Annotated in this window: 25 protein-coding genes; 13 read left to right on the top strand and 12 right to left on the bottom strand. The window is 65.0% G+C overall.

All coding sequences use genetic code 11. The annotated features are described in order from the left end of the window. Positions 1–68: 68 nt before the first annotated feature. From ACZK4H_RS13535 to ACZK4H_RS13515, 5 genes are all read right to left on the bottom strand, one after another. A complete protein-coding gene (locus tag ACZK4H_RS13535; protein ID WP_099550978.1) occupies positions 69–2,021 on the bottom strand; it encodes a MacB family efflux pump subunit in 1,953 nt (650 codons plus the stop codon). Positions 2,022–2,032: 11 nt separating this feature from the next. Continuing rightward, on the bottom strand, positions 2,033–3,220 hold the full coding sequence (locus ACZK4H_RS13530) for an efflux RND transporter periplasmic adaptor subunit (protein WP_099550979.1): 1,188 nt from the start codon (positions 3,218–3,220) through the stop codon (positions 2,033–2,035). 134 nt (positions 3,221–3,354) lie between these two features. Continuing rightward, on the bottom strand, positions 3,355–3,777 hold the full coding sequence (locus tag ACZK4H_RS13525; RefSeq protein ID WP_239503687.1) for a hypothetical protein: 423 nt from the start codon (positions 3,775–3,777) through the stop codon (positions 3,355–3,357). A 317-nt stretch (positions 3,778–4,094) separates the two neighbouring features. Beyond that, positions 4,095–5,444 carry a sensor histidine kinase gene (locus ACZK4H_RS13520; protein ID WP_099550980.1) on the bottom strand — a complete coding sequence of 450 codons (1,350 nt, stop codon included), beginning with the start codon at positions 5,442–5,444 and terminating at the stop codon, positions 4,095–4,097. Continuing rightward, on the bottom strand, positions 5,444–6,118 hold the full coding sequence (locus ACZK4H_RS13515) for a response regulator transcription factor (RefSeq protein WP_099550981.1): 675 nt from the start codon (positions 6,116–6,118) through the stop codon (positions 5,444–5,446). Before ACZK4H_RS13515 ends, ACZK4H_RS13520 begins: the two co-directional genes overlap by 1 nt. Positions 6,119–6,329: 211 nt before the next feature. On the opposite strand from ACZK4H_RS13515, the gene ACZK4H_RS13510 reads away from it, so the two are divergent. Next, the gene (locus ACZK4H_RS13510; RefSeq protein ID WP_010484816.1) at positions 6,330–6,611 is read left to right on the top strand and encodes a hypothetical protein; all 282 of its coding nucleotides are present in this window, start codon (positions 6,330–6,332) and stop codon (positions 6,609–6,611) included. Between the two features lie 58 nt (positions 6,612–6,669). Here ACZK4H_RS13510 and ACZK4H_RS13505 read toward each other — a convergent pair whose 3' ends face one another. Together ACZK4H_RS13505 and ACZK4H_RS13500 are read right to left on the bottom strand one after the other, a co-directional pair. After that, a complete protein-coding gene (locus ACZK4H_RS13505) occupies positions 6,670–8,811 on the bottom strand; it encodes a TonB-dependent siderophore receptor (protein ID WP_099550982.1) in 2,142 nt (713 codons plus the stop codon). Positions 8,812–8,885: 74 nt separating this feature from the next. Then, on the bottom strand, positions 8,886–9,530 hold the full coding sequence (locus ACZK4H_RS13500; RefSeq protein WP_099550983.1) for a TetR/AcrR family transcriptional regulator: 645 nt from the start codon (positions 9,528–9,530) through the stop codon (positions 8,886–8,888). An 82-nt stretch (positions 9,531–9,612) separates the two neighbouring features. Between ACZK4H_RS13500 and ACZK4H_RS13495 the strand changes: the two genes are divergently transcribed. Continuing rightward, the gene (locus ACZK4H_RS13495) at positions 9,613–11,142 is read left to right on the top strand and encodes an FAD-dependent monooxygenase (RefSeq protein WP_099550984.1); all 1,530 of its coding nucleotides are present in this window, start codon (positions 9,613–9,615) and stop codon (positions 11,140–11,142) included. Positions 11,143–11,187: 45 nt separating this feature from the next. Here the strand turns inward: ACZK4H_RS13495 and ACZK4H_RS13490 are convergent, their stop codons facing one another. The 4 genes from ACZK4H_RS13490 to ACZK4H_RS13475 all read right to left on the bottom strand — a co-directional run bounded on the left by ACZK4H_RS13490 (position 11,188) and on the right by ACZK4H_RS13475 (position 13,741). Continuing rightward, positions 11,188–11,433: a hypothetical protein gene (locus ACZK4H_RS13490; protein WP_478472981.1), complete on the bottom strand. Its 246-nt coding sequence runs from the start codon at positions 11,431–11,433 to the stop codon at positions 11,188–11,190. 125 nt (positions 11,434–11,558) lie between these two features. Next, on the bottom strand, positions 11,559–11,828 hold the full coding sequence (locus ACZK4H_RS13485) for a hypothetical protein (protein WP_099550985.1): 270 nt from the start codon (positions 11,826–11,828) through the stop codon (positions 11,559–11,561). Positions 11,829–11,931: 103 nt separating this feature from the next. After that, positions 11,932–12,408, bottom strand: coding sequence for a hypothetical protein (locus tag ACZK4H_RS13480; protein ID WP_099550986.1), 477 nt, complete (start codon positions 12,406–12,408; stop codon positions 11,932–11,934). 94 nt (positions 12,409–12,502) lie between these two features. Further along, positions 12,503–13,741 (bottom strand): NADH:flavin oxidoreductase/NADH oxidase family protein, encoded by a 1,239-nt coding sequence (locus tag ACZK4H_RS13475; protein ID WP_099550987.1) that lies wholly within the window; start codon positions 13,739–13,741, stop codon positions 12,503–12,505. 89 nt (positions 13,742–13,830) lie between these two features. On the opposite strand from ACZK4H_RS13475, the gene ACZK4H_RS13470 reads away from it, so the two are divergent. Continuing rightward, entirely contained in the window at positions 13,831–14,310 is a 480-nt protein-coding gene (locus ACZK4H_RS13470) for a MerR family transcriptional regulator (protein ID WP_099550988.1), read from the top strand. 16 nt (positions 14,311–14,326) lie between these two features. Here the strand turns inward: ACZK4H_RS13470 and ACZK4H_RS13465 are convergent, their stop codons facing one another. Continuing rightward, on the bottom strand, positions 14,327–15,538 hold the full coding sequence (locus tag ACZK4H_RS13465; RefSeq protein ID WP_099550989.1) for an MFS transporter: 1,212 nt from the start codon (positions 15,536–15,538) through the stop codon (positions 14,327–14,329). A gap of 238 nt (positions 15,539–15,776) precedes the next feature. Between ACZK4H_RS13465 and ACZK4H_RS13460 the strand changes: the two genes are divergently transcribed. From ACZK4H_RS13460 to ACZK4H_RS13415, 10 genes are all read left to right on the top strand, one after another. Further along, on the top strand, positions 15,777–16,034 hold the full coding sequence (locus tag ACZK4H_RS13460) for a hypothetical protein (RefSeq protein ID WP_099550990.1): 258 nt from the start codon (positions 15,777–15,779) through the stop codon (positions 16,032–16,034). Positions 16,035–16,070: 36 nt separating this feature from the next. Further along, positions 16,071–17,750 carry a type IV secretory system conjugative DNA transfer family protein gene (locus ACZK4H_RS13455; protein ID WP_099550991.1) on the top strand — a complete coding sequence of 560 codons (1,680 nt, stop codon included), beginning with the start codon at positions 16,071–16,073 and terminating at the stop codon, positions 17,748–17,750. A 430-nt stretch (positions 17,751–18,180) separates the two neighbouring features. Next, on the top strand, positions 18,181–18,627 hold the full coding sequence (locus ACZK4H_RS13450; RefSeq protein WP_099550992.1) for a hypothetical protein: 447 nt from the start codon (positions 18,181–18,183) through the stop codon (positions 18,625–18,627). An 89-nt stretch (positions 18,628–18,716) separates the two neighbouring features. Further along, positions 18,717–19,763, top strand: a complete 1,047-nt coding sequence (locus tag ACZK4H_RS13445) for a VirB8 family type IV secretion system protein (RefSeq protein ID WP_099550993.1) — start codon at positions 18,717–18,719, stop codon at positions 19,761–19,763. Then, complete coding sequence (locus tag ACZK4H_RS13440) at positions 19,760–20,539, top strand: TrbG/VirB9 family P-type conjugative transfer protein (RefSeq protein ID WP_049402208.1); 780 nt, start codon at positions 19,760–19,762, stop codon at positions 20,537–20,539. Before ACZK4H_RS13445 ends, ACZK4H_RS13440 begins: the two co-directional genes overlap by 4 nt. Continuing rightward, positions 20,536–21,789 carry a TrbI/VirB10 family protein gene (locus tag ACZK4H_RS13435; RefSeq protein ID WP_099550994.1) on the top strand — a complete coding sequence of 418 codons (1,254 nt, stop codon included), beginning with the start codon at positions 20,536–20,538 and terminating at the stop codon, positions 21,787–21,789. Before ACZK4H_RS13440 ends, ACZK4H_RS13435 begins: the two co-directional genes overlap by 4 nt. Before the next feature lie 14 nt (positions 21,790–21,803). Next, on the top strand, positions 21,804–22,847 hold the full coding sequence (virB11, locus tag ACZK4H_RS13430; protein ID WP_099550995.1) for a P-type DNA transfer ATPase VirB11: 1,044 nt from the start codon (positions 21,804–21,806) through the stop codon (positions 22,845–22,847). Between the two features lie 3 nt (positions 22,848–22,850). Further along, a complete protein-coding gene (locus ACZK4H_RS13425) occupies positions 22,851–23,813 on the top strand; it encodes a lytic transglycosylase domain-containing protein (protein ID WP_099550996.1) in 963 nt (320 codons plus the stop codon). 73 nt (positions 23,814–23,886) lie between these two features. Then, positions 23,887–24,312 (top strand): TrbC/VirB2 family protein, encoded by a 426-nt coding sequence (locus ACZK4H_RS13420; protein ID WP_099550997.1) that lies wholly within the window; start codon positions 23,887–23,889, stop codon positions 24,310–24,312. Then, on the top strand, positions 24,305–24,613 hold the full coding sequence (locus ACZK4H_RS13415; protein WP_099550998.1) for a VirB3 family type IV secretion system protein: 309 nt from the start codon (positions 24,305–24,307) through the stop codon (positions 24,611–24,613). Before ACZK4H_RS13420 ends, ACZK4H_RS13415 begins: the two co-directional genes overlap by 8 nt. Positions 24,614–24,678: the final 65 nt, after the last annotated feature.

Below are 24,678 nucleotides of genomic sequence, written 5' to 3'. Positions count from 1 at the left end.
TGTGGGTAGCTGCAGTAGACCGCGCAGACATTGCGCGAACCTGCGGTCACTGCTGGCAGATGCTGTGGCTATCGAACCAGAGCCTCCACTGGATCCAGCTGGGCGGCGCGGCGTGCGGGCAGGAAGCCGAAGCCAATACCAATCAGGCTGGAACAGGCGAAGGCGGCCAGAATCGAGTGGACGGAGAACACCAGGCTGAAGCCCACGTTGACCAACGCCAATGCGGCACCCAGCGCCAGGGCCACGCCGATGCCGAGCACGCCACCGAGCAGGCACACCAGCACCGATTCGATCAGGAACTGCTGCAGGATGTCACTGCGACGCGCGCCCACCGCCATGCGTACGCCGATCTCGCGGGTGCGCTCGGTCACCGAGACCAGCATGATGTTCATCACGCCGATCCCGCCCACCACCAGTGCGATGGCGGCGATGGAGCTGATCATCATGGTCAGGATGCCGGTGGTCTGTTCGATGGATTCACGGATCTGCGCGTTGTTGCTCATGTAGAAGTCGGTGCTGCCGTGGCGCCGCGTCAGCAACCGTGCGATGGCCTGCTCGGCCGCTTGCATGCTGATCGCATCGGAGACGCGCACGGTGATGCTGGAAACATGCCGCTGCCCGAGCATGCGCGCCATGGTGGTGGTGTAGGGCAGCCACACCCGCAGTAGCGAGGCATCGCCGGCCGCACCGGCGTCCTTCTTCACCACGCCCACCACGCGTACCGGCACGTTGCCCAGCAGCAGGCTCTGGCCGATGGGATTGTCCGCCGCAGCGAAGAAGCGGGCGCGGGTATTGGCGTCGATCACCACCACCTGCTGGTAGCCGGCCACGGCGGGTGGCCCGAAGAAGGCGCCTTCGCCAAGCTTCAGGCCATGTACGCGGAAGTACTGCTCGCTGACGCCCTGCACCTGCACGCTGGCCGAGCGGTTGGCGCGCAGGGCGGTTCCGCTGGTAGCCACTCCGGGCGTGGCACTGTCCACGAACGGCTGCCGGGCCAGAGCCACGCTGTCGCCGGGGGTGAGGGTTTCCACGCGTGCCGAATGCAGGTCGCCAAAACCGGATCCGGGATAGATCTCGATGGTGTTGGTGCCCAGCGATGAGATGTTGGACAGGATGGCCTGCCGCGCCCCGGTGCCCAGCGCCACGACCGACACGACCGACGCAATGCCGATGATGATGCCGAGCATGGTCAGGAAGGTGCGCATGCGGTGCGCATTCATTGCGCGCAGGGCCATCCGGAACGCCTCTGCGAAGCGGTCACGCATCGCCTGGAGGCTGCTGCCATGGCCGCGCAGCGGCAGGGCCTCTACTGGCGCTTCTGTGGCCGGGCCCCTGCCCGTGGCACGATCATCGACAATCCGGCCGTCGCGGATTTCGATGATGCGCTGGGCATGCTCGGCCACGGCCATGTCATGCGTTACCAGCACTACGGTATGGCCCTCGGCATGCAGTTCGCCGAGGATCTTCATCACCTCCTTGCCGGAGTGTGTGTCCAGTGCACCCGTGGGTTCATCGGCGAATATCACAGCGCCGCCGTTCATCAGTGCGCGCGCAATCGAAACGCGCTGCTGCTGGCCGCCTGACAGTTCGCCCGGCAGATGTCGCAGGCGCTCACCCAGGCCCAGCCGCGCCAGCAGTTCGCCCGCCCGGGCGTGGCGCGCGTTGGCCGGCATCCCCGCATAGATCGCGGGCACTTCCACATTGCCCAGTGCGGTCAGATCGGTCAGCAGGTGGTAGCGCTGGAAGATGAAGCCGAAGTGCTCGCGGCGTAGTTCGGCGAGTTCATCGGGCGACATCCGTGCGGTTTCGCGCCCGCCGATCTGGTACTGGCCCGCAGAAGGGCGATCCAGGCAGCCGAGAATGTTCATCAGCGTGGACTTGCCCGAGCCGGACTGGCCGACGATGGCCACCAGCTCACCGGCACGGATATCCAGGTCGATGCCATCGAGCACGACCAGGGTCTGTTCGCCGGCCGCGAACTCGCGGCGGATGCCGCGAACGCGCAGCAGCGGTGCGTCCATTTCTTTGCCCGTCATGGCTGTGCGGGAACTGAGGCGGCAGCATCGCCGGTCTGGGCCAGCACCACCTGCTCGCCTTCCTGCAGGCCGCTACGCACTTCCACGTTGATCTGGTCGTCCAGCCCGGTGGTGATGCTCCGTGGGGCTGGGTGGCCATCCTTGCCGCGAACCTGCACGCTGTAGCGGCCATCGGCGGCACGTGCACCCAGTGCTGCCGAAGGAATGATCAGTACGCCTTTCGCATGCCCCAGCACGATGCGCACCTGTGCGGTCATGTAGCTGCGCAGGCGGCCATCTGCATTGGACACGTCGAACTGCCCGTTGTAGTACATGGCCGTGCGGCTGCCACCGGCGGTCGCGGGAGAAGCCAGGCCGGAGGCATCTTCCCGGGTGATCGATTCGGGTGCCGGTGCGATGTCGCGCAGCCTGCTGCTGTAGCGTCGGCCACTGTCTCCCAGGATGGTGAAGAACGCTTCCTGGCCAACCGACGTGTGCACAACATCGGCCTCGGAAATTTCAGCATATACCGTCATCACGTCCTGGTTGCCCAGCATCACGATGGTCGGTGCGCTCTGTACCGCGTTCACGGTCTGCCCCTGGCGTGCCACCACGGCCAGCACGGTGCCGTCGGTGGGCGCGGTGATGCGGGTGAACTCCAGGTTGGTCTGTGCGATATCCACGTCGGTCTGCCGCTGCACGATCTCTCCTTCCAGCGCGGTGATCTGTTCCCGGGTGGCATCGACCTTGGCCTTGGCCGCATCGAAGTCGGCGCGGGCCACCAGTTGCGTGGCCACCAGTTGCTGCTGGCGATGCAGTGCCAGCTCGAACTGGCGCAGGTCGCTGGCCAGTGCATCGCGGTTGGCGCGCGCAGTGCGCTGTGCAGCCTGCGCGCTCAGCAGTGCATTGCGCTGTGTTCGCGAGTCGATATCGGCGATGGGATCGCCAGCCTTCACCTTGTCGCCCAGCTTCACATGCAGGGTCTCGATGCGGCCGGAAACCTGCGCACCAACGCTTACCAGTCGCGAGGGCTTCAGCGTGCCAGTGGCTTCCACCACCTGTTCGATGTTGCCGCGAACGACCGGCGCAACCTGGAGTTGCGGCGGTGGCGTGGGCCGCAGCCATGCAAGCAGCGTCAGCGCGCTGCACAGCACGGTGGCAGCAATGATGAGTGCACGACGGCGCTTGCGCGGTACGGCGCTCATCGGTGCAGCATCCAGAAGAGACAGGTCATCGGGGTCCTCGCGGCAGAAGAGACGCACGTCTGTCGTGGCAGACGTGGTTGGCCGTCGAGTCTCGATGCGTTGGGTTGCGCGAACCTTGCGGGACTGTCGTTGTGTCAGCGGGCGGCAAGAAGGGCGAGCAGTGCCACGGCGATGAACTGCAGGGCGCTACCGAGAACCAGCAGTGCATTGCGCAGCCGGTGACCTGCCATTCGCGCACCGCAGAGTTGACTCGCCGCGCCGGCCACCAACCAGAAGAACGTTGGAGCAGGCAGATTCGTCATCCCTGCAACGATGGTGATCAGGAGCGCACTGGCAATCATTATCCCAGCGGCATGTCCATCCAGGACGCGTAGCAATGGTGGCGTCGGGCGCGAGGTTGCCGCGCGCCATGCCGCCAACCCGTGCAGCGCAGCGTGCAAGCCAACGAACAACAGCACGGCCGCCGCCGCCGCTGTGCTCGCATGCCGATACGTTGAAGCCGCAAGCGCAATGCCGGGCAGCAGCAGGAACAAAGCGCCGAACAGCCGTATCAACACGCCAGCGCGCTCGGTATCAGGAACTGCCCGCAGCCAACGCGGCCAATGTTGCAGGCCGGGCGCGCGGCCATCGCGCGGGCGGCGATTCCATGCGGCAGCGGTAAGTCCCGGCGAACTCCGTGGTGGCACAGTGCGCCTGGAAGAGGACGGTGGAGGAGCTCCCTGGGTCACATGCAGGCTTCCTGTCAGATCGGAACGCGGTGGCACGGCAGGTGCCACCCCCCGATGCTGTCCAGCGAACATTGCCGCAACCTTGCCTGTCCTCGCTGCTGGCCACGCATGGACAGGAGCCGGTTACACAGGTGCATGCGATGTGTTCAGTGCTCCAGCGGTGGCGCGCTGGTCACGCCTGGATGCAAAGGAAACTCAACACGGATCAGTGCACCACCGCCAGGCGCATCCAGAATCGTGACGCGGCCACCGTGGCGGTCGATCACCTGGCGCACCAAGTTCAGCCCCAGGCCCGCGCCGGTCTGCCTCGGTCTCAGCCGCTGGAAGGGTTCGAAGACGCGTTCGCGCTGGTCGAGGGGTATGCCGGGGCCGTCGTCCTCAACCTCCAGGCAGCTGCCCTGGACGCGCACGACGACCTGGCGTCCGCCATGTTCGGCAGCATTGAGTACCAGGTTGGAGATCACACGTTCCACCGCGCCGGTCTCGCCGAGCACCGGGAAGTGGGGTTCCACCGCCACGGCTACCGCCTTGTCCGACTGGATCAACAGCGGCGCCAGATCAGCGGCCACCCGTTTGGCCACCCGCGCCAGGTTGATGGTTTCCTTCGGTCCGTCCTCGTCCATGCGGTGCAGATCCAGCAGCTGCTCTGCCAGCGTCGCCAACCGTGCCACTTCCACGGCCAGGCTGCGCGAGGTGGCATCGTCGGCCGCATCGACCTTTACCCCCAGAATCGCGATGGGTGTGCGCAGCTCATGTGCGGCGGCGGCAATGAAGCGGCGTTGCCGTTCATGTCCCTCGTCCAGCCGGTCCAGCGCCTCATTCACCGCTGTCACCAACGGAGCGATCTCTACCGGTACAGCGGTTTCCGTCAGGCGGACACCGCGGCGGCTGGCGGAGATGTTGCGGGCTTCCTGCGCGATGCGCTCCACCCCGGCCAGGGCTCGTCTTACGATGACCGGCGTCAGGACGATGGTGGCCAGGCCCAGCAGCAGGAAGATCGGCAGGGTGATGATGTGTGCCGCCAGCGCCATCTGCCAGGTCAGCGTATCGGTTTCGCCGTGGGCCATGATGGTCAGCTTGCCGGCCGGGCCGCTGTGCTGGCGGACCACGACGGCCAGGCCATCGCTGCGGTCGCGCCCGCGCAGGTCGCCAAAGGGAATGCCATCCAGTGCGCCTACCAGCGAGGCATAGGCCGGCGGCACAGGCCCGAACGTTACGTGGTGGCCGTGCTCATCTTCGGCGATGAACCATGCACCGGGAACGATCTTCAGCAGTTCGGCCAGTTCCGGCGTGTTCTGCACGTACAGTTCGCCATTGCGGTCGCGGTGCACCGCGTCGGCAGCCACCGGCGCGAAGGTCTGGATGGTGTAGTAGCCACCGCTGTCGGCACGTATCAGCACCATCAGCAGCGCGAAGAACGCCACCAGCAACGCCAGCAGCTGATAGATCAGCGTTTTGACGATCAACGGGCGCTTCAGCGATGGACGACGCGCCATTACTTGGCTTCCCGCATCAGATAGCCGACGCCGCGGATGGCGTGTATCTCTACTCCGGCATCGGCATCGGCCAGCTTGCGGCGAAGGCGCGAGACATGTGAATCGAGCGTGTTGGAATGGATGCCGTCATCGAATCCATACACCGCCATTTCAATCGACTCGCGCAGCACGGTGCGGCCCAGCCGCCGGGCCAACGCGGCCAGTACACGTATCTCACGGCGCGGCAGCTCCAGCCGTTGCCCGCCCACGCTGGCCTCGCCCGATGCCGGATCGAACACCAACCGGCCGATGCTCACCAGTTCCACCTGCATGCCGCTCGGGCGGCGCCCGGCAGCGCGGATGCGGGCGAACAGCTCTTCGAGTGCGAAGGGCTTGGCCAGATAGTCGTCCGCGCCCTCATCCAGGCCGGCGATGCGGTCCGGCAGCTGCCCCAGCGCGCTCAGCACGATGATCGGCACCCCGGGGTTGCGCTCACGCAATAGCGAAATCAATCCCAAGCCATCGCCGTCGGGCAGGGTGCGGTCCAGCAATACCAGGTCGTGCGATCCGTACAGGGCTGCTTCGCGGGCCAGCGCCAGCGTGTTGGCCAGATCCACCACGTAGCGCTCGCGCTGCAGGGCGGACTTCAGGGTGGCGGCCAGTTCGGCCTCGTCTTCAATCAGCAGGATGTGCATCGGCAGGGCTTGCGCAGGAAGGGGGCGTGGCAGGGCGGTTCGGCACGCGCCGGCACCGTATTACAGGAACATTGCGTGAACATGGCGTGCCGTCCGGATGCCCCGTAGGCCCCTGATGCCGCATGAAAGAGGGCATGGGCGCAAGGTTCGCGCAATCCGGGCACTCCAGCCTTGGCGCCCTTCCGCTGATCCCCAACCCCTTGGAGTACCCATGAAGTTGTTTGTTCCGTTGTTGTTCGTGGCCGCGCTGAGTGGCTGTACCACCGCCAGGATGACCGTTACCCCCGATGGCCGGCGCGGCGTCTCCATCGACTGCAGTGGCTCCAGCTCCTGGAGTGGCTGCTACGAAAAGGCCGGGCAGATGTGCCCAGGCGGCTATGTGGTCTTCAGCAAGGATGGCGACGACGGCAATGCCATCGCGGTGGGCAACAAGAACGGCTTCACCTCCACCCAGATGGCGACCCGCTCGATGCTGGTGGCCTGCTCGCACTGACGCCGGGAGGGGAGGTGGGTTGCCACCTCCCCCTGTCATCATGGTTCGCAGCCCTGCCTCAGAAGCTGTAAGCCGCCTGCACATACACCCGCCGGGGCTCGCCAGGGAAGTGCCCGTTGCGTTCGATGAAGCCACTGGCCGCGTACACCTTGTCGAACAGGTTCTTGACGTTGGCCTGGAACTGCCACTGCTTCCACGTGGTCTTCCAGCTCATGTCGAACACGGTGTAGGCCTTGACGGTCTGCCCGTCCAGGCTGACACGCTCGCCCACATGGTCTGCTCCGAAGCCGATGGCGGAGTTGATTGCCGGCAGGTCGTAGCGGGTCCATAGGCCCAGCTTGTTGCGCGGCGCATTGGCGAAGCGGTCGCCGGAGGCGTTGGTGATGCCATTCGGGCCGGCGTCCTTCACCCGCGCATCGTTGTAGGCGTAGGTCAGGTTCAGCACCCAGCGCTCGGTGAGATCGGCCAACAGGTCCAGCTCCATGCCGGTACTGCGTACCAGGCCCAGCGCGGCCAACTGGTTCACGCCACCAATCACCTCGCCGGTGGCCTGCACGATGTTGCTGCGGTCGATCCGGTAGGCCGCCATGTTCAAGGTCACACGGTCGGCCAGCAGGGACTTCAGGCCCACCTCCCACTGCTTGCTGCGTTCGGCATCGAACGGTCCGCCGGCGGCTGGGTTCTGGTTGGCGGCACTCTGCGGCACGAAACCACTGGCGACGTTGGCGTAGACATTCAGGCCCTCGCGCACGGTAAACGTGCTGCCCAGCCGCCAGCTGAGATCGTTGCCATCCACACTCGTGCCAGTGATGCGATCCTCATCCTTGAAGCCATCCCAGCGCAGCCCGGCCAGCACATGCCAGCGCGGGCCCAGTGCCAGTTCGTCCTGCAGGTAGCCGCCATAGCGCTTGCTGCGGGTGGACGTGCTGCGCCAGGGCAGGGCAGCCAGGTTGTAGTCGTGCCAGGTACTGGCGCCGTACACGGGATTGAACAGGTCGATGCCGCGCACCGGCCCGGCACCACGCGCAAGGTCAGCGCTGTTGGCGGTCTGTGCGGTGAAATCCGCATCCAGCTGGTACACATCGGCGCCGAACAGCACCTTGTGCTCAACTGCGCCGGTGGTCACCCGCCAGACTGCATTGCCGTTGGCAGTGAATGCTTCGTTGTCACGGATCTGGTTGCGCAGCTGGCGGGTCATCCATTCGGCCACGCCATCGCGGTCACGATCGATCAGACCCATCGGCTCGTGGTACATCTGGTGCTCGTTGTTGCTGAACCAGCGGGCGGCGAAGTCCAGGTCCAGAGTGTCGCTCGGCGCGAAACGGTACTGCGCCAGCGCCACCTTGGCGCGCATGTCGAGGAAGTCGCTGGCCTCGTTGTGGTTCCAGCGCCGGTCGGTCAGGAACGCGCCTGCATCGTTGACCGGCACGCCGCGCAGGCGGTTGCCGCCAAGGTTCTGGGTGATGTCGGTGAACTGGAGCACCAGTTCGCCGGTCTGGCCGACGTCGAAGGCCAGCGAGGCGTCGCCGATCACACTCTCGCTGTCGGTGTTCCAGCGCACGCCCTTTTCACTGTCGGCATAGAGCCCGGCGCGATAGCGCACGCTGCCGGCGGCATTCAATGGCCCGGTACCCTCGATCGATCCGGCACGGAAGTCCTTGTCGCCCAGCTGGACCTCGATGCGGCGTTCGGCGCTGGCTTTCGGTTTGCGGGTCACGTAGTTGATGACACCGCCCGCATCACCCCCGCCATACAGTGCACCTGCCGGCCCCTTCAGCACTTCCACGCGCTCGATGTTGAACAGCTGCGGCACCGAAAATCCTGCATACGGGTCACCGCGCAGACCGTCATACAGCACGTTCTCCTGGCGGAAGCCGCGCAGGGTCACCCCGGCATAGCTGAAATAGCTGATGCCGCTGATGCTGCGATAGAGGTCGGTCACCTGACGCGCAGCCTGGTCGTCGATCAGTTCACGCGGGATGACCTGGATCGACTGCGGGACCAGTTCCAGCGGCGTATCCGTGCGGGTACCGACCGCGGCATCGTCTACCCGATACAGCGTCTGTGCACGTCCGCGGACCTCGACCTTGTCCAGGTCCTTGGGCGCGGTAGTCGAGGGCTCGGCAGCATGGGCAAGGGCGGCCAGGGGCAGGGTCAGTGCCAGGCACAGGGTGCGCTGCAGGGGCGTGGAAAGGGGCATTGGGGGAAGGTCATGTGTCTGCAAATGAGAAAGATTAGCATTTGCAACACTTCGAAACCTATCCCCCGAATGCGCTATGGACGCGCGCCGGGATCCGTATACGGGGTGCCCGCCAGGGCCACCAGTACCCCGGTGGCACCGCGCACGATCAGCTGCAGCATGGCCTCGCGCGGGTCCTCGTGCTGAAGCTGGCTTGCCAGTCCTTTCTCATAGGCCGCCACCATCGACGCCAGCAGCATGGCCGCGCCCAATCGCGCTTCGGCGTCATGTGCAGGCCGGCCGACAGCGTCGGCCATCAATCGCGCCAGATCGTCAGTCAACTGCGCCTGCAGCCGTCGCGCGTGCGCGACCAGTACCGGGCTCTCTGCCACGGTGCCCCAGAAGGCGGCAGCGCCGGTATTGATGCGCAGCAGCGGATGGCCGGCCTCCAGCAACTCACGAACGAGTGACTGGAAGGCCGCGAGCGGGGTCATGCCGCCGCGCGCCATCATGCCCTCGCGCAGCAGCATGCGCGCCTCCTCATCGCGATCGAACACCAGGTCTTCCTTGCTGGCGAAGTAGTTGAAGACCGTCTTGCGTGAGACGCCCGCGGCTTCGGCGATCTCGGACATGGAGACGGCCTCGAAGCCGCGCCGGATGATCAGCTCGGTGGCGACGTCCGAAATCGCTTGTCGGGTCTCGGCCTTGCGTTGTTCGCGACGACCAGGGGGCGAGGTCATGGGCGGTTCACTTGTGAAAACGTGCACCGAGTGTAACATTTGGCCGGCCAGAGCGCCGACCCGGTGCTCACAGGGAATCTCCATGCTGTACGACGTTGTCATTGCCGGTGCTGGCCCGGTTGGCTTGTTCCTGTCCTGCGAACTGGCCCAGGCTGGGTGTTCGGTGCTGGTGCTGGAACAGGCCGGATCCGCTGATTCGCCGTTGAAGCGGCTGCCATTCGGGCTGCGCGGCCTGAACGCCCCCACGCTGGAGGCACTGGATCGGCGCGGCCTGTTGGACGCGGTCGCCGCGACACAGGTCCTCAAGCCCGACAAGGGCGCGCCGCCGCCCGGCACCGCCCATTGGCTGGCGCAACCGCGGGCGCTGGGTGGCCACTTCGCCGGCATTCCGTTTGCGTTGAACGACGTCGACCGCACGCGCTGGACCTGGCGCCTGCCGACGCCGGTGGGCACCCAGATGGCGGTGGAGCTGCAGGCCCTGGAAACGGTGCTGGCCGAACGTGCGACCAGGCTGGGCGTGCGCATCGAACGCGGGCGTGCGGTACAGGCGGTGCGCGCCGGTGCAACCGAAGTGGAGATAGAGACCGCTGACGGAGTGGTACGTGGTCGCTGGCTGGTAGGTTGCGACGGAGGCCGTAGCACGGTCCGCAAGCAATGCGGTTTCAGTTTCATCGGCACCGATCCCGAATTCACCGGTCATTCGCTACTGGTCGATCTGGAGGATCCCGGCGTGCTGACCCCGGGCCGTCAGTACACCGCGCAGGGCATGTGCAATTTCAATCCACCCGGTGTGCTCGCGCTTGCCGATTTCGATGGCGGTGCCGGGCATCGAAAGCCTCTCGCGCTGGACGAAGCGCAGTCGCTGCTGCGGCGTGTGTCTGCCCGCGACGTGACCATCACCGTGCTGCATCTGCACAGCACCTGGACCGATGGCGCGCGCCAGGCCAGCGCCTATCGCAACGGCCGCGTGCTGCTGGCGGGCGACGCTGCACATGTGCATTCCCCGTTGGGAGGGCAGGGCCTGAATCTGGGCATCGGCGATGCGATGAACCTGGGCTGGAAACTGGCCAGTGTGGTACGCGGTGACGCTGGCGTGGCGCTGCTGGACAGTTATCACGCGGAACGGCATCCGGTTGGCGCCAGAGTATTGGACTGGTCGCGCGCGCAGGTTGCATTGATGCGTCCTGGCGCCGGTTCGCGCGCGTTGACGGCGGTGATGGCCGATCTGGCCGGCACCCGCGATGGCGCTACCTATCTGGCCGAACGGGTCTGGGGCGTGTCGCAGCAGCTCGATCTTGGCGATGGCCATCCACTGGTCGGTCGCAGCGTGCCGGACTTCCTGCTGGCCGATGGTCGCCGCATGGGGCAGGTGCTGAGGAACGGTCAGGGGGTGTTGCTTGTGCTCGATGAGAACGGCGCTTCGTACGACCCCGTCGACCGTTGGCGGCAGCCGATTACCCGCATTGCCTCGGCGACGGACGATGCGCTGGGCTTGGGAGCGGTGTTGGTGAGGCCTGATGGAGTTGTTGCGTGGGCCTGCGATGCGGGAGGCGATCAGGCTGGGTTGCGCCAAGCGTTGCAGCGCGGGTTCGGGCTGCCGGAAGCAGGCTGACGCACAGGGTGGAGGCGCAGCCGATGTGGGCTGCGCCGGGTGCGGTTACAGGTCCTTCTTCTTGCCGCTCCGGTCGATCGGCCTGTCACTGCCCTTGCGCTCGCTCGACCACACTTCCATGCTCTTGTTGCAGCGGCTCTCGCGGGCAGCGACTTCGCGCGGCAGGTCCTTCAGATGCGGCGACTCCTGGCAGGCCTGATGCATGTTGCTGTCGTCATAGGTGGCACAGGCGCTGAGCGAGGCCAGGGCAACGGCGGTGAGGGAAGCGCGGAGCAGGGGCTGCAGGTTCATGGGGAGGTCTCGGGTGGTGCCGGGCTGGCCATGGAATTCAAATCCGTGACACCTGGCGCAGACAATCCGACCAATCGCACTTGTTATTATGTAACGAATGCGCGATAGTCCGGCGCCTCCTGCTGTCAGGCGACGCAGATCATCAGCATCATGCTGAGCGCCAGCATCAGCACGAATACGCGCCGGCTCAGCGCAAGGCAGGCCAGGCAGGCTGCCAGTGCCCAGATGGCCAGCAGCGCGCAGGCCAGCAGCCACAACCCGATCACCATCAAGGATCCACTCGCCAGTGCGGACAGTGCGATCGCCTTGAACAACGTCACGCCCAGCACACTGCCGAGCACGCCTGCCTGCAGGGCGATGGCATCGTGACGGGCAGGGGTGGGCGGGTGGTGCATGTCGGCGGCGTTCGTTCGTTGCAAGGGACGCGTAGCCACTGTGCCCGACCGCATATCCACGCCATGTGTTTTTCGCGCACGCGATGCGCAGCCGGCGCAGGCCTCAGTCGAATTCGCCCTCGGCCGATTCCAGCCGTTGCCGGTAGGCAGCGCGGTGCTGATACAGGCGCTGGCATTCGGCCGACCTGTGGATGCGGCTGCCGGGTTCGTTGGCTACCGAGTCGCACATCCGCGCAATATGGTTGTTCTCTGCCAGCTCGGTGACGAAGAACACGGCGGTGATGCCGGTACCGAGCAGCACGACATAGAGCAGGCGGCTGAGCCAGCGTGACAGCTTGCGCTCGAAGTGTTGCTGGATGGTCAGGTCGAAACGGATGATGCTGAGCACGATCCAGATGATTGCGACCAGGAAACAGAGTGTAGGCAGCAGGCCGCGCCAGAGCCCGGCCTCGTAGACCGATTCGTTGTAGTGGACGGCCGCGCCGGCACCGGCGATGGCGATGGCAAGTGCCCAGTTGCGGCCCAGCGAGAGCAGGTCGTCGAGCAGCTTCTCGCGGTTCTTGGTCGATCCTGCTGCCACGTGGGTTCCATCTCCATGCTGCGACCGGCGGCGGAGCTGCCGCCGATCCTGCAGATGGTGGAGCATCGCTGCGGCGATGAGAAGACCGCGCGGCTCAACGTGCGATGGCGCGGGCGCCGATCCAGCGCCGGTAGCGGCGGGTCCGACACTTTGCGGCCGCCTGTGCCAGCAGCAGTGCCCATACCGGTGAGACCGTCGGTGCGGTGGGGCGGCGCCGGCTCAGGCGGCCCAGCTGATACTTCACTGCGGCCATGTGCGCGCTGGCCGCCAGCGGCTTGCTGCGCCAGTTGATGTCGCGCAGTGTCGGCACCGGGTCGCGGCCCTGCTGCCAGTGCTGCGGCAGATCCGGCTCGATTGCCAGTGCGGTGGCGATGCCGACCATGGCTACGCCGCTGGCCAGCACCTGCTCTGCCACTTCGCGGCGGCGGATGCCGCCGGTGACCATCAGCGGCATTGTTGCCACCGTGGCGATCTCACGTGCGAATTCGAGGAAGTACGCTTCGCGGGCCACGCTGCGTTCGTCGCGTGCGGCGCCGGTCATGGCCGGTGCTTCATAGCTGCCGCCGGACAGTTCGACCAGATCCACGCCGAGGGGCGCCAGCATCTCCACCACTTCGCGCGCGTCCTCGGGCGAGAAGCCACCCCGCTGGAAGTCGGCGGAGTTGAGCTTCACCGCCACCACGAACGTGGGCGCCACCGCCGCGCGTACACCCTGCACGATCTCCAGCAGCAGGCGCGCACGGTTCTGCAGGCTGCCACCCCAGCGGTCGTCGCGGTGGTTCGACAGCGGCGACAGGAACTGGCTGAGCAGGTAGCCATGTGCGGCATGGATCTCCACGCCACTGAATCCGGCGCGTTCGGCCAGCTCGGCACTGCGGATGAAGCGCGCGATCACCGCGTCAATGTCGTCCCCGGTCATCGCCTTCGGTGGTGCGAACTGCTTGGACAGCGCGCCCATCTGCAGCGCGACGGCTGACGGCGCGAGCGCAGGTTGGCCAAGTGCGGCCGGCATCTGCCGCCCCGGGTGATTGATCTGCATCCACATCTGCGCGCCCCGCGAGCGGGCAGTGTCCGCCCAGGCCGTGAAGCGGTCGAGGTGGCGGTCGTCCTCCAGCACCACGCCGCCCGGCCCGGTCATGGCGCGTCCATCGACCATCACGTTGCCGGTGATGATCAGTCCGGCGCCGCCGTCGGCCCAGCGCTGGTACAACTGCAGCAATGCTTCGGAGGGCGCGTGGTCGGCGTCGGCCATGTTTTCCTCCATCGCCGCCTTGGCGATGCGGTTGCGGATGACGGCACCGGAGGGTAGTGCCAGGGGCGAGAACAGCGACATCGGACAGCTCCAGGACAGGGGAATGGCGCTACGCTAACCTTCAAGCTTGATTGAAGGTCAACAGGTTCCGATGTCGAGGATTCAGGCAGATGAAAATCGGTGAGCTCGCCCGCCGCACGGGCCTGGCAGCGTCGCGCATCCGCTTTTACGAGGAGGCCGGGTTGCTGGTGGTCCAACGGCAGGCCAACGGCTACCGCGACTACCCGGAGCAGGCGGTGCTGCTGCTGGAGCTGATTACCGGTGCGCAGCGCGCCGGCTTCAGCCTGGAGGAAATACGCGCATTGCTGCCACCGGACATGGGCCAGTGGCAGCACGATGCGTTGATCATGATGCTGCAGCAGAAGGTGGCCGACATCGAAGCGCTGCAGTCGCGGCTGGCACAGAGCCGGGCGCACCTGCTGGCCCTGATCGAAGACATCCAGGCACGGCCGGAGGACATCGACTGCGCGGCCAATTCGCGGCGGGTGCTGGACCGCGTGCAGCGCGGTGAGCTGGCGCGACCGACGCTGGCGGCCGGTGATACAGCGTTGCTGCGGCCGGATCGCCGCCGCCGCGCGGGCAGCAGCTGACGATCCGGCGCGAAGGTCAGTGGCTGCCCGCGCCGGCTGCCTTGCGCTTCCTGTCCAGCATCACCGCCACGCACCACAGCAGCAGGCCGCCGATCGCGGTGGCCGCACCGACATAGCCGGTGCTGGCCGGGCTGAAGCCGGCGCTGATCGCCATGCCACCCAGCCACGGGCCGAGTGCATTGGCGGTGTTGAAGGCGGCATGGTTGGAGGCAGCGGCCAGGGTCTGCGCTTCGCCCGCCACGTCCATCAGGCGCGTCTGCAGCACTGCCGCCAGCGCGCCCATGGTGCCGACGGTGATGATCATCGGACCGATCGTCCACACCGACTGCGCGGCCAGCGGGTACAGCAGCAGCATCACGATCGACCACAGCAGCACCACCGCGGCCGCCTTGAAGTGGAACTTGTCTACCAGCCAGCCACCGGCGATGTTGCCGATGATCGCGCCGATGCCGAACACGCCCACCGCCAGTGGCATCCAGGATTCGGCTACGCCGGTGACCTGCACCAGGGTGGGTGCCAGGTAGGTGAACACGCAGAACATACCGGCGAAACCAACGGCGCCGATTGCCAGCGCCAGCCACACCTGCGTGGTATTGAACGCGCGCAGTTCGCGCATCGGTGAGGTGCGCACTTCATCCGGATCCGGCAACAGGAAGCGCGCGATCATCGCCACGGTGGCGACGGCCAGCACGCTGACCAGGGCGAAGGCGGTGCGCCAGCTCAACTGCTGGCCCAGCCAGGTGGTCAGCGGATTGCCGACCAGGATCGCAATCGACAGGCCCAGCAACACGCGCGACATCGCCTGGCCGCGCTGGCCGGCCGGGCTGATTGCCGCCGCCACCAGCATCGCTACGCCGAAGTAGGCGCCGTGCGGCAGGCCAGCGACGAAACGGGCCACCAGCATCGTGCCGTAGTTGGGCGCCAGCGCACTGGCCAGGTTGCCGATGGCATAGAAGCCCATCAGCGCAAGCAGCAGCTTGCGGCGTGGGAAGCTGGCGCCGACGAAGGCGAGGATCGGCGCACCGACGACCACGCCGATGGCATAGGCACTGATGAGGTGGCCGACCTGGGTTTCGGAGATCGACAGGCCACGGCTGATCTCCAGCATCAGGCCCATGCTGGCGAATTCGCTGGTGCCGATGGCAAAGCCGCCCAGTGACAGGGCGAGGATGATCAGGGTGCGCTGACGGGGCGTCAGCCGCGCAGCCAGGGAAGAGTTGGGGCTCATGCGGAGGGCGCGAAGGGGCGGGGGAGCCGGTCATTGTACTGCTGCACCGCAACAGGGGCAGCCACGCGGGGGGGCAAATCAGCGTTTGATCGATGGGATTGTGGCCAGCCGAGCGCGGGCCCGGGGCGGCAGGAGGTGCGGCGCGCTGCGGCTGGCGTCCTGCATGTGGTGACGACATGGGGGGCGGCATGATGGTGCACGCAGGGGATCGTGGAGCGCTTGAGCAAGGAGGAAATCGATGCAGGAATTCAGGCATGTGCTGGAGACGCGTGGCCGCTATCAGCTGGTAGCGGTGTCCTACGAGCCGGTGTACGCTCCGGGCGATGTGGTCGGCCATGCGGTCGTCGCCGACGATGGGGATCGTCTGACCGACCTTGTATCACTGGCCGAAGCGCGCCAGCTGCTGTTGCAGCGGGTGCGTGAAGAGGGCGAGGAGCCCGGGCTGGAGAACGAAAACCACCTGCGGAAGAAGGCGTCGCGCTGGCGCCGCCGCTAGGCCGTCGCGCCCTTGTGCGCATCATGGAGGATCCGGGTGTTGCCCAGTAAGAAGTATTCGCTCATCGCCATCATCACGCTGGCGACCCTGCTGCTTGGTTTCGTGTTTTCCGGCTACCTGACCCTGCTGTTCCTGGGGTTGGACACCAAGCTGTTCACCTGGAACACGTACTACCAGTACTACCACGCCATTGGCCAGCCCCAGGTTGCGCCGTTCGTGGGCAAGATCAAGTGGGCCGGCTACGTGGGCTTCGGCCTGCCGCTGCTGGTCCTGCTGGTGACCGGCCTGGTGCTGCTGCTGAAGAAGGACAAGCGCTCGCTGCATGGCGACGCGCGCTTTGCCACCGGCGCCGACCTGTCCAAGCATGGCATGTTCAAGAAGACCGGCCAGAGCATCGTGGTCGGCAGCCACGGCGGCAAGCTGGTGCGGCTGGACGGCCAGCAGTTCGTGATCCTGGCCGCGCCGACCCGCTCGGGCAAGGGTGTCGGCGTGGTCATCCCGAACCTGCTCGAGTACGGCGAATCACTGGTGGTGCTGGACATCAAGCAGGAGAACTTCGACCTGACCAGCGGCTGGCGCGCCAGCCAGGGCCAGGAGATCTACCTGTTCAATCCCTTCGCCGAGGATCGGCGCACGCATCGCTGGAACCCGCTCAGCTATGTCTCCGATGACCCGGCGTTCCGGGTGTCGGACCTGATGAGCATCGCTGCGATGCTGTATCCGGATGGTGCCGAGGACCAGAAATTCTGGGTCAGCCAGGCGCGCAACGCGTTCATGGCCTTCACCCTGTATCTGTTCGAGAACTGGGACGACGAGCGCAGCAGTGGCTTCCCGGGCGGCTCGGGCACGCCGACGCTGGGTTCTGTCTACCGGTTGTCATCCGGCGACGGCACCGATCTGAAAAAGTACCTCAAGGCCTTGTCGGAGCGTTCGTTCCTCAGCGCCAACGCGCGCTCGGCGTTCGCCAACATGCTGTCCCAGGCCGACGAGACCTTCGCCTCGATCCTGGGCACCTTCAAGGAACCGCTCAATGCCTGGATCAACCCGGTGCTGGACAAGGCCACCAGCAGCAACGACTTCCTGCTGACCGACGTCCGCAGGAAGAAGATGACCATCTACATCGGCATCCAGCCGAACAAGCTGGCCGAGAGCCGCCTGATCATCAACCTGTTCTTCAGCCAGCTGATCAACCTCAACACCAAGGAACTGCCCAAGTCCAACCCGGACCTGAAGTACCAGTGCCTGTTGCTGATGGACGAATTCACATCGATCGGCAAGGTCGAGATCATCGCCTCGGCGGTGTCCTACATGGCCGGCTACAACATCCGCCTGCTGCCGATCATCCAGAGCATGTCCCAGCTCGATGCCACCTATGGCCGGGAAGTCTCGCGCACGATCATCACCAACCACGCGCTGCAGATCCTGTACGCGCCGCGCGAGCAGCAGGACGCCAATGACTATTCGGACATGCTGGGCTACACCACCATCCGCAAGAAGAACGTCACCCACGCCCGCGAGAAGACCCACAGCTTCACCGAAGAGCGGCGCGCGCTGATGCTGCCGCAGGAGCTGAAGGCGATGGGGCCGGACAAGGAAGTGTTCCTCTACGAGGGCATACCGCATCCGGTGAAATGCGACAAGATCCGCTACTACAAGGACCGCTACTTCACCTCGCGGCTGCTGCCAAAGGTCGATGTTCCGATGCTGAAAGTCTGATTTCACAAACATAAAAATGTGAAGTGAATTCATATTCACTGACGTGAAATGGTGCGCTCCGTCAAAAAAACAACACGTTTCGATAGATTTTCAGGTTTTCCTGACATGGAATTGACGCGCAGTTGTGTAACCCTGTGTGCGACATCCAGAGATGTGTGCTGGATGTCAAAGTTTTGAAGCAGGGTGGCCAGGAGTTTGTGCCATGGAAACAAGGATGGTTTCGACGTTGGTATGGGTGTGCAGGTGCGTGACGGGGAAGCTCCGTCGCTCGGCCTGCAACCTGGTTGGCAGCCTTCGGGCTGCAGGGGAGCCGGAGTGGGTGTGCTGCATGCCAGTGCGTCCCTCCGATTCCGGCGTGCGCCATGCAGCGCCGGACGGCCAGGGAACCAACGTTCGAAACTGCTTTTTCGTACGTCAAAGTGAAGCCCGTATGAATCAGGCGTTTATCGCGAAAATGTCCATCGCCGCAGTCGCGGCGCTGATGGTGGCAGGGTGTGCCACCAAGCCTGCCCCCGATTTCGGAGGCCGCTGGAAGCCGGTCAACCGCTTCGCCGCGGCCACAACCGAGATTCCGCTGTACTCCAGTTACGTCTACCAGGCCTCGCCGATGGATGGCACGCTCAAAGCCATGCTCGAGCGTTGGGCCAAGGATTCCGGACGCACGCTGGACTACCGCCTGAGCTCGGATTTCACCCTGTACGGCGCGGTCTCGAACATCGATACCACCAATGCGCAGCAGGCCGTGATCGACCTCACCGCAGCGTATGCGGCGCAGGGTATCTCCGTCTCCATCGTAGGCAACCAGATCGTTGTGCAGAGCGCTGGCTCGACGCCCACCGCGTCGGCGCAGGGCGCTGATTCCAACAGCGGCACCTGAGTCCACCTCGAAACCATCGAACGTGCTGCTCCCCGCGCCTGTCGCAGGGGCTCCACGCCCATTGATGTTTCAGCAGTACGGAAGAATCCATGTTCCGCAAGAAGGATCCCGGCAATAGTCCCAAGGTCGAGCAGTCGGTCGCCAAGGCGGTCAGCTACGAGATCACCGTGGCCGACATGGCGCGTCGCAGCGAGCGACGTGCGTGGTGGGTGGCCACCGGCTCATTGCTGATGTCGCTCGCACTGGCTGGTGGCTACTACTACATGCTGCCGCTGAAGGAGAAGGTGCCGTTCCTGGTGATGGCCGATGCCTATACAGGTACGGCCACGGTGGCGCGCCTGAGGGGCACGTTCCAGGGCGAAACGATCACCACCAATGAAGCGGTCAACCGCAGCAATGTCGCCCAGTACGTGCTGGCGCGCGAGTCGTACGACTCCGCGGTGATGGGGTTGCGCGACTGGGAGCTGGTGTTCGTCATGTCCAGCGATCCCGTCGGCGCAAGCATGAAGCAGCGCTATGCCGGCAACAATCCGCAGAATCCCTTCGTGATGTACGGAAGGGGCAAGGCGATCAGGGTCAAGATCCTCAGCATCACCCCGCTGGGCGCGCAGGCGAATGGCAGCTTCCGCGGTGCGTCCGTGCGCATCCAGCGCAGCCTGCTCGACAAGCGCACGGGTGCATCGACCTACCTGGACAACCAGCTGGTCACCATGCGCTTCCAGTACAACCAGAATCTCGCGCTTTCCGAACAGGACCGGGTGCTCAACCCATTGGCGTTCCAGGTCACCGAGTACCGTGTCGACAACGACTATGCGCGTGGTGTGCCCGTGCCGGATGACGGCGCCATGCAGCAGCAGGCCCAGGATGCTGCGCAGCAGGCCCAACTCGCCGCGCAGCAGGCGCAGGGCATGTATGACCCGAACAATCCGGCCGCCGCCACCATGATCGACCCGGCCACCGGTCAGCCTGTCGCAGTGCCGGCCAATGGACAGATGCAGCCGATGCAGGGTGCGCCCATGCAGGGGCAGCCGGTCCAGGCGCAGCCGATGCCGGGGCAGGGCGTGCCGGGGCAGCCGGCAATGATGCCGGCACCGAACCATTCCACCGGAAATGCTGATGGAGCAAGCAACCGATGAGTAGTCGAAAAGTCAGGGGAAGCGCGTGGGCGCTGCTGTCGTTGCTGTCGCTGGTGTTCTCCAGCGCGGCGATGGCACAGGCAGTTGACCACTACGAGTACGAGAAGGACCGCATCTACCCGGTTCGCACCGGCCTGGGCCTCACCACCCAGATCGAGCTGAGCCCGAACGAGAAGATCCTCGACTACAGCACCGGCTTCAGCAGCGGCTGGGAACTGACCCGGCGCGAGAACGTGTTCTATCTCAAGCCGAAGAACGTCGACGTCGACACCAACATGATGGTGCGTACCGAGACCCATTCGTACATTTTCGAGCTGAAGGTCGTTGCCACCGACTGGCGCCAGCTTGAGCAGGCGCGTCGCGCCGGCGTGCAGTACAAGATCGCCTTCGTCTATCCGAATGACACTGTGTTCGGGCCTGCCCAGGCAGCGGTCGAGGAAGAGGCGCAGCCGCTGCTGAGTACCGAGCTGGCCAAGGACCGCCAATACAACTTCAACTACTCCTATTCGACCAGCAAGGCGAAGAAGATGGGGTGGCTGATCCCGGTCAACGCCTACGACGATGGCCGTTTCACCTATCTGAAACTGCCTAACTCGCCCGAGTACAAGACCGGTATCTTCCCGGCCGTGTTCGGTCGCGAGAAGGAGTACGGCGAGGATTTCGTGGTCAACACCACGGTTGAGGGCAATACGCTGATCGTGCACGGGACCTACCCGTACCTGGTCATCCGCCACGGCGACTTCGTCGTCGGCCTGCGAAGGAACGTGAAGAAATGAGCCAGCAGAACACTCCCGGCAACGATCCAAATCCGTCTCCGTACGGGCAGGGCCCTGCGGCTCAGGAGCCACCGACGAACCCCTATTACGGGCATGCGCAGGCCGAGGCGACACCGGACCTGGATGCCAGTGCTCCGCAGCTTCGCTCTGCGGAAGAGCAGCGTTTGAACCGCAAGGCGCTGTTGTTCCTCGGCGGCATCCTGGTGTTGTTGCTGGCCATGGGCTTCCTGCTGCTGCGCAAGGGCAAGGACGACGCTGACGACGCCAAGGCGCCGCCGCAGGTCGCACGTTCGAGCACCCCCGATCTGCCGACCATGGCGCCCTCCGCGATTCGCGAGGCCGCCCGGGAGGCCGCCGAGCCCATTCCGATGCTGCCGCCGCCGCCGCAGGAAACGATGGGCCCGACCTACATTCCGCGTGCCGCACCCGAGCGCGAGATCGATCGCGGCCCGAGTCTGCTGGATCGCCGCATTGCCGGTAGTGGTGGCGCAGGCGTGGGCACGGGCGACGCTGGCGGCCAGGCCGCAGCAGGGGACAACGATGATCCCTACATGCAGGCCACGCTGGCTGCGATACAGGCGCAGAGCGGCAATGCTCCGCCGGCCAAGGTGCGCCGCGGGCCTGACGTGGATGATGTGTCCAATGCGTCCTACATCCGGAGCCCCGATGCGCTGCTGGTGCGTGGCACCTATCTGCGTTGCGTCCTGGAGACCCGCATCATCACCGATCTTGCAGGCTATACGTCGTGCCTGTTGACCGAGCCGGTCTACTCGATCAACGGCCGCAGCCTGCTGCTGCCGAAGGGTTCCAAGATCTACGGTGCGTACGGCGGCGGTCCAAAGGGCAAGCGCGTGGAAGTGATCTGGGATCGCATCACCACCCCCAATGGCATCGACGTGGCCATGTCCAGCCCAGGCGTGGATCAGCTGGGTGGTGCCGGTCATCCGGGCCAGTACAGCGCGCACTGGGGCAGTCGCATTGCATCGGCACTGATGATCAGCCTGATTGCCGACGCCTTCAAGTACGCCGCAGCCGAGCATGGCCCGGAGTCGACCACGGTTTCCAGCAATGGCTTCGCGGTTCGTTCGCCCTATGAAAGCGCCACAGCGCGCACGATGGAGCGTCTCGCCAACGAAGCCCTGACCAGTTCGAACCGCCCGCCGACCGTCACCATCAACCAGGGCACCATCGTGAACGTCTACGTCGCCAAGGACGTTGACTTCACCAACGTGCTCAACCCGCGCCGGTAACCCGAAGAACAACCATGGACGCCGAAGTGTCACCCCTCGCCCTCGTCTCCAGCGATTTCCTGCGCTATCAGTACGAAGTGCTGGGCATCGCCGAGTACATGACATCCCCGGAAGTGACGGAAATCTGCATCAACCGTCCCGGTGAGCTGTACCTGGAAACCCGGGCCGGGTGGCAGCGGGTGGACGTGCCGGGCCTGACCTTCGAGCGGGCCCGGCAGTTCTGCACCGCCGTCGTCAATGAGAGCAACACGGGCCAGCGCATCACCGATGCCGATCCGGTCGTCTCGCTGACCTTCCCGACCGGCCAGCGTGCGCAGTTCGTGATTCCACCTGCCTGTGATGCCGGCAAGGTTTCGATCACGATCCGCCTGCCGTCCAAGCACACCAAGTCGCTCACCCAGTACCACGAGGATGGCTTCTTCAACCAGATCCTGGAACAGGATGGCAGTCTGAGCGAGCAGGATCGCGAGTTGCTGGAGCTGCGGCAGCAGCGCGAGTACGCAGAGTTCTTCCGTCGTGCGGTGATGTACCGCAAGAACATCGTGGTATCCGGTGCGACCGGTAGCGGCAAGACCACCTTCATGAAAGCGCTGGTCAATCATATCCCGGACAGCGAGCGCCTGGTCACGATCGAGGACGCCCGCGAGCTGTTTCTGACCCAACCCAATGTGGTTCACCTGCTGTACTCCAAGGGCGGGCAGAGCACCAGCAATGTCAGCGCAAAGAGTTGCATGGAAGCCTGCCTGCGCATGAAACCCGAACGCATCATCCTCGCCGAGCTGCGCGGTGACGAGGCGTTCTACTTCATCCGCAACTGCGCATCGGGCCATCCGGGTTCGATCACCAGTTGCCATGCCGGCAGCCCGGAGCAGACCTGGGATCAGCTGGCGCTGATGGTGAAGGCATCGACTGAAGGGTCGGGCCTGGAGTTCAACGTCATCAAGCGACTGCTGATGATGACCATCGACATCGTCGTGCATATCAAGGCGCACGCAGGCTCGCGCTATATCACCGGTATTGATTTCAATCCTGGGCGTGCCCAGGGGCAGGAGGGCTGACCAATGCTGCCAGGACTGGAAATGATGGCGTGCCCGGAAATGGCCGTCTCGATGGACGTGATGCAGCACGTCATCAACGTGGAATCGTCGCGCAACCCCTATGCCATCGGCGTGGTCGGCGGCGCCCTGGTGCGCCAGCCCAAGGCACTCGACGAGGCGCTGGCCACCGTTCGCATGCTGGAGGAGAAGGGCTACAACTTCTCCATTGGCCTGGCCCAGGTCAATCGCTACAACCTGGCCAAGTATGGTCTGGATTCGTACGAGAAGGCGTTCCAGCAGTGCCCGAACCTGCAGGCGGGCTCCCGCATCCTCGCCGAGTGCTACAACCGCTCGGGCAAGGACTGGGGAAAGTCGTTCAGCTGCTACTACTCGGGCAACTTCGAGACCGGTTTCCGCCACGGCTACGTGCAGAAGGTCTACGACTCCATCCGTCGTGGCCAGCAGGTCGCCTCCAATGGCGTCGCGCCGATCGACGTGGTCAGTCGTGGCGAGCGTCGGGTAGTGAAGGTCGAGCATCATCCGCAGACAGTCTCGCCGGCCCAGGCGCGCATCGTCGCCCAGGCCAGTGCGCCGGTTTACGTACCGTCCAATGACCCGGCCCGGGCCTACACCGTCTACCCATCAACCGGTGCGATGGCCCGCGGCAGCCTGCTGAACATCGCCGACCAGGCGGTATCGCGCGTAGTGCTGGGCTCGGTTGATCGGATGATGCAGCCGCAGGCACAGGGCGGAAGCGGCATGCCGCAACAGCTGCCACAACAGTATCCGCAGGCCGCTGCGGGGCAGGTTGGTTCAGCCATGCCGCAACAGCTTCCCGGGGTGGCCGGCGCGGATGCGCCGGTGATGCTGCGCCCCTGGAATGAGCGCAACGCGCCGGCAGCGGACACCCAGAATTTCTACAACGCACCGGCACCCCGTGCGCCGGTGCAGCAGATTCCCGCAGGGGATGCGGCCTTCGTGTTCTGACGAAGTCGTGGTGCGACCGGTCCCCCGGCTGGTCGATTCAGTTGTGTTAGTCCATCAACAAGGAAATCAATCCATGAAGCGATTCAATCTCGACCTCGTCCAGGCCCAGCGCACGCTGAAGACCATGCTGATGGCCGTCGCATTCGCAGGTGCTGTGTTCGCTCCCCAGGCCCTGGCCGGCGGCACTGACTTCGGTGGTACCGATGGCAAGGTCTGCGGCTTCTTCTCCAACATCAACGGCCTGCTGAACATGGCATCGATCGCCGTGGTCACGATCGCCGTGATCTTCGCCGGTTACCAGATTGCGTTTGCCCACAAGCGTATCGGTGACGTGGCCCCGATCCTGATCGGCGGTGTGCTGATCGGCGCGGCGGGCCAGATCGCGCGCATGCTGCTCGGCAAGGAAGCTGGCAACTGCGACAACGTCGGCGGTGGCGGCGACGGCGCTGGCATGGCGTTTGAAATGATCAAGCACGCCGTCCAGTACTACAGTGCATAAGAACGTCCTGTTCCGGGGCTGCACGCGCCCAGCGATGTTCCTGGGCGTTCCCTACCTACCATTTTTCATGGTGGCGGGTGGGTTGTTGCTGCTGAGCATGTACACGAATTTCTGGTTTCTGCTGTCCATCCCGGTGGCGATCTTCATCATGCGGCAGATGGCCAAGCGTGACGAGATGATCTTCCGCCTGCTGGGGCTGCGGCTGATGTTCAAGCTCAAGACGCGCAACGTGCAGGAGCACGATGGCATGTGGGTGTTCAACCCGAATCACTACCGCAGCAAGCCGGCCCCCAGGGATTGAGGGCTGGATCCGGCCACGCGGGCGTTGAGCGCCCGCCTGGCCAACTCCGAATCTTTGCCGGCAGT

This window comes from Stenotrophomonas sp. 78350_Sma, from assembly GCF_056482105.1.
This window is presented reverse-complemented; position numbering and strand designations above follow the sequence as displayed.

Excerpts from the sequence above, each read along its gene's own strand:
- ACZK4H_RS13535 (WP_099550978.1), bottom strand. The coding sequence starts at position 2,021 with ATGGACGCACCGCTGCTGCGCGTTCGCGGCATCCGCCGCGAGTTCGCG.
- ACZK4H_RS13530 (WP_099550979.1), bottom strand. The coding sequence starts at position 3,220 with ATGAGCGCCGTACCGCGCAAGCGCCGTCGTGCACTCATCATTGCTGCC.
- ACZK4H_RS13520 (WP_099550980.1), bottom strand. The coding sequence starts at position 5,444 with ATGGCGCGTCGTCCATCGCTGAAGCGCCCGTTGATCGTCAAAACGCTG.
- ACZK4H_RS13515 (WP_099550981.1), bottom strand. The coding sequence starts at position 6,118 with ATGCACATCCTGCTGATTGAAGACGAGGCCGAACTGGCCGCCACCCTG.
- ACZK4H_RS13510 (WP_010484816.1), top strand. The coding sequence starts at position 6,330 with ATGAAGTTGTTTGTTCCGTTGTTGTTCGTGGCCGCGCTGAGTGGCTGT.
- ACZK4H_RS13505 (WP_099550982.1), bottom strand. The coding sequence starts at position 8,811 with ATGCCCCTTTCCACGCCCCTGCAGCGCACCCTGTGCCTGGCACTGACC.
- ACZK4H_RS13500 (WP_099550983.1), bottom strand. The coding sequence starts at position 9,530 with ATGACCTCGCCCCCTGGTCGTCGCGAACAACGCAAGGCCGAGACCCGA.
- ACZK4H_RS13495 (WP_099550984.1), top strand. The coding sequence starts at position 9,613 with ATGCTGTACGACGTTGTCATTGCCGGTGCTGGCCCGGTTGGCTTGTTC.
- ACZK4H_RS13490 (WP_478472981.1), bottom strand. The coding sequence starts at position 11,433 with ATGAACCTGCAGCCCCTGCTCCGCGCTTCCCTCACCGCCGTTGCCCTG.
- ACZK4H_RS13485 (WP_099550985.1), bottom strand. The coding sequence starts at position 11,828 with ATGCACCACCCGCCCACCCCTGCCCGTCACGATGCCATCGCCCTGCAG.
- ACZK4H_RS13475 (WP_099550987.1), bottom strand. The coding sequence starts at position 13,741 with ATGTCGCTGTTCTCGCCCCTGGCACTACCCTCCGGTGCCGTCATCCGC.
- ACZK4H_RS13470 (WP_099550988.1), top strand. The coding sequence starts at position 13,831 with ATGAAAATCGGTGAGCTCGCCCGCCGCACGGGCCTGGCAGCGTCGCGC.
- ACZK4H_RS13465 (WP_099550989.1), bottom strand. The coding sequence starts at position 15,538 with ATGAGCCCCAACTCTTCCCTGGCTGCGCGGCTGACGCCCCGTCAGCGC.
- ACZK4H_RS13460 (WP_099550990.1), top strand. The coding sequence starts at position 15,777 with ATGCAGGAATTCAGGCATGTGCTGGAGACGCGTGGCCGCTATCAGCTG.
- ACZK4H_RS13450 (WP_099550992.1), top strand. The coding sequence starts at position 18,181 with ATGAATCAGGCGTTTATCGCGAAAATGTCCATCGCCGCAGTCGCGGCG.
- ACZK4H_RS13445 (WP_099550993.1), top strand. The coding sequence starts at position 18,717 with ATGTTCCGCAAGAAGGATCCCGGCAATAGTCCCAAGGTCGAGCAGTCG.
- ACZK4H_RS13440 (WP_049402208.1), top strand. The coding sequence starts at position 19,760 with ATGAGTAGTCGAAAAGTCAGGGGAAGCGCGTGGGCGCTGCTGTCGTTG.
- ACZK4H_RS13435 (WP_099550994.1), top strand. The coding sequence starts at position 20,536 with ATGAGCCAGCAGAACACTCCCGGCAACGATCCAAATCCGTCTCCGTAC.
- virB11 (WP_099550995.1), top strand. The coding sequence starts at position 21,804 with ATGGACGCCGAAGTGTCACCCCTCGCCCTCGTCTCCAGCGATTTCCTG.
- ACZK4H_RS13425 (WP_099550996.1), top strand. The coding sequence starts at position 22,851 with ATGCTGCCAGGACTGGAAATGATGGCGTGCCCGGAAATGGCCGTCTCG.
- ACZK4H_RS13420 (WP_099550997.1), top strand. The coding sequence starts at position 23,887 with ATGAAGCGATTCAATCTCGACCTCGTCCAGGCCCAGCGCACGCTGAAG.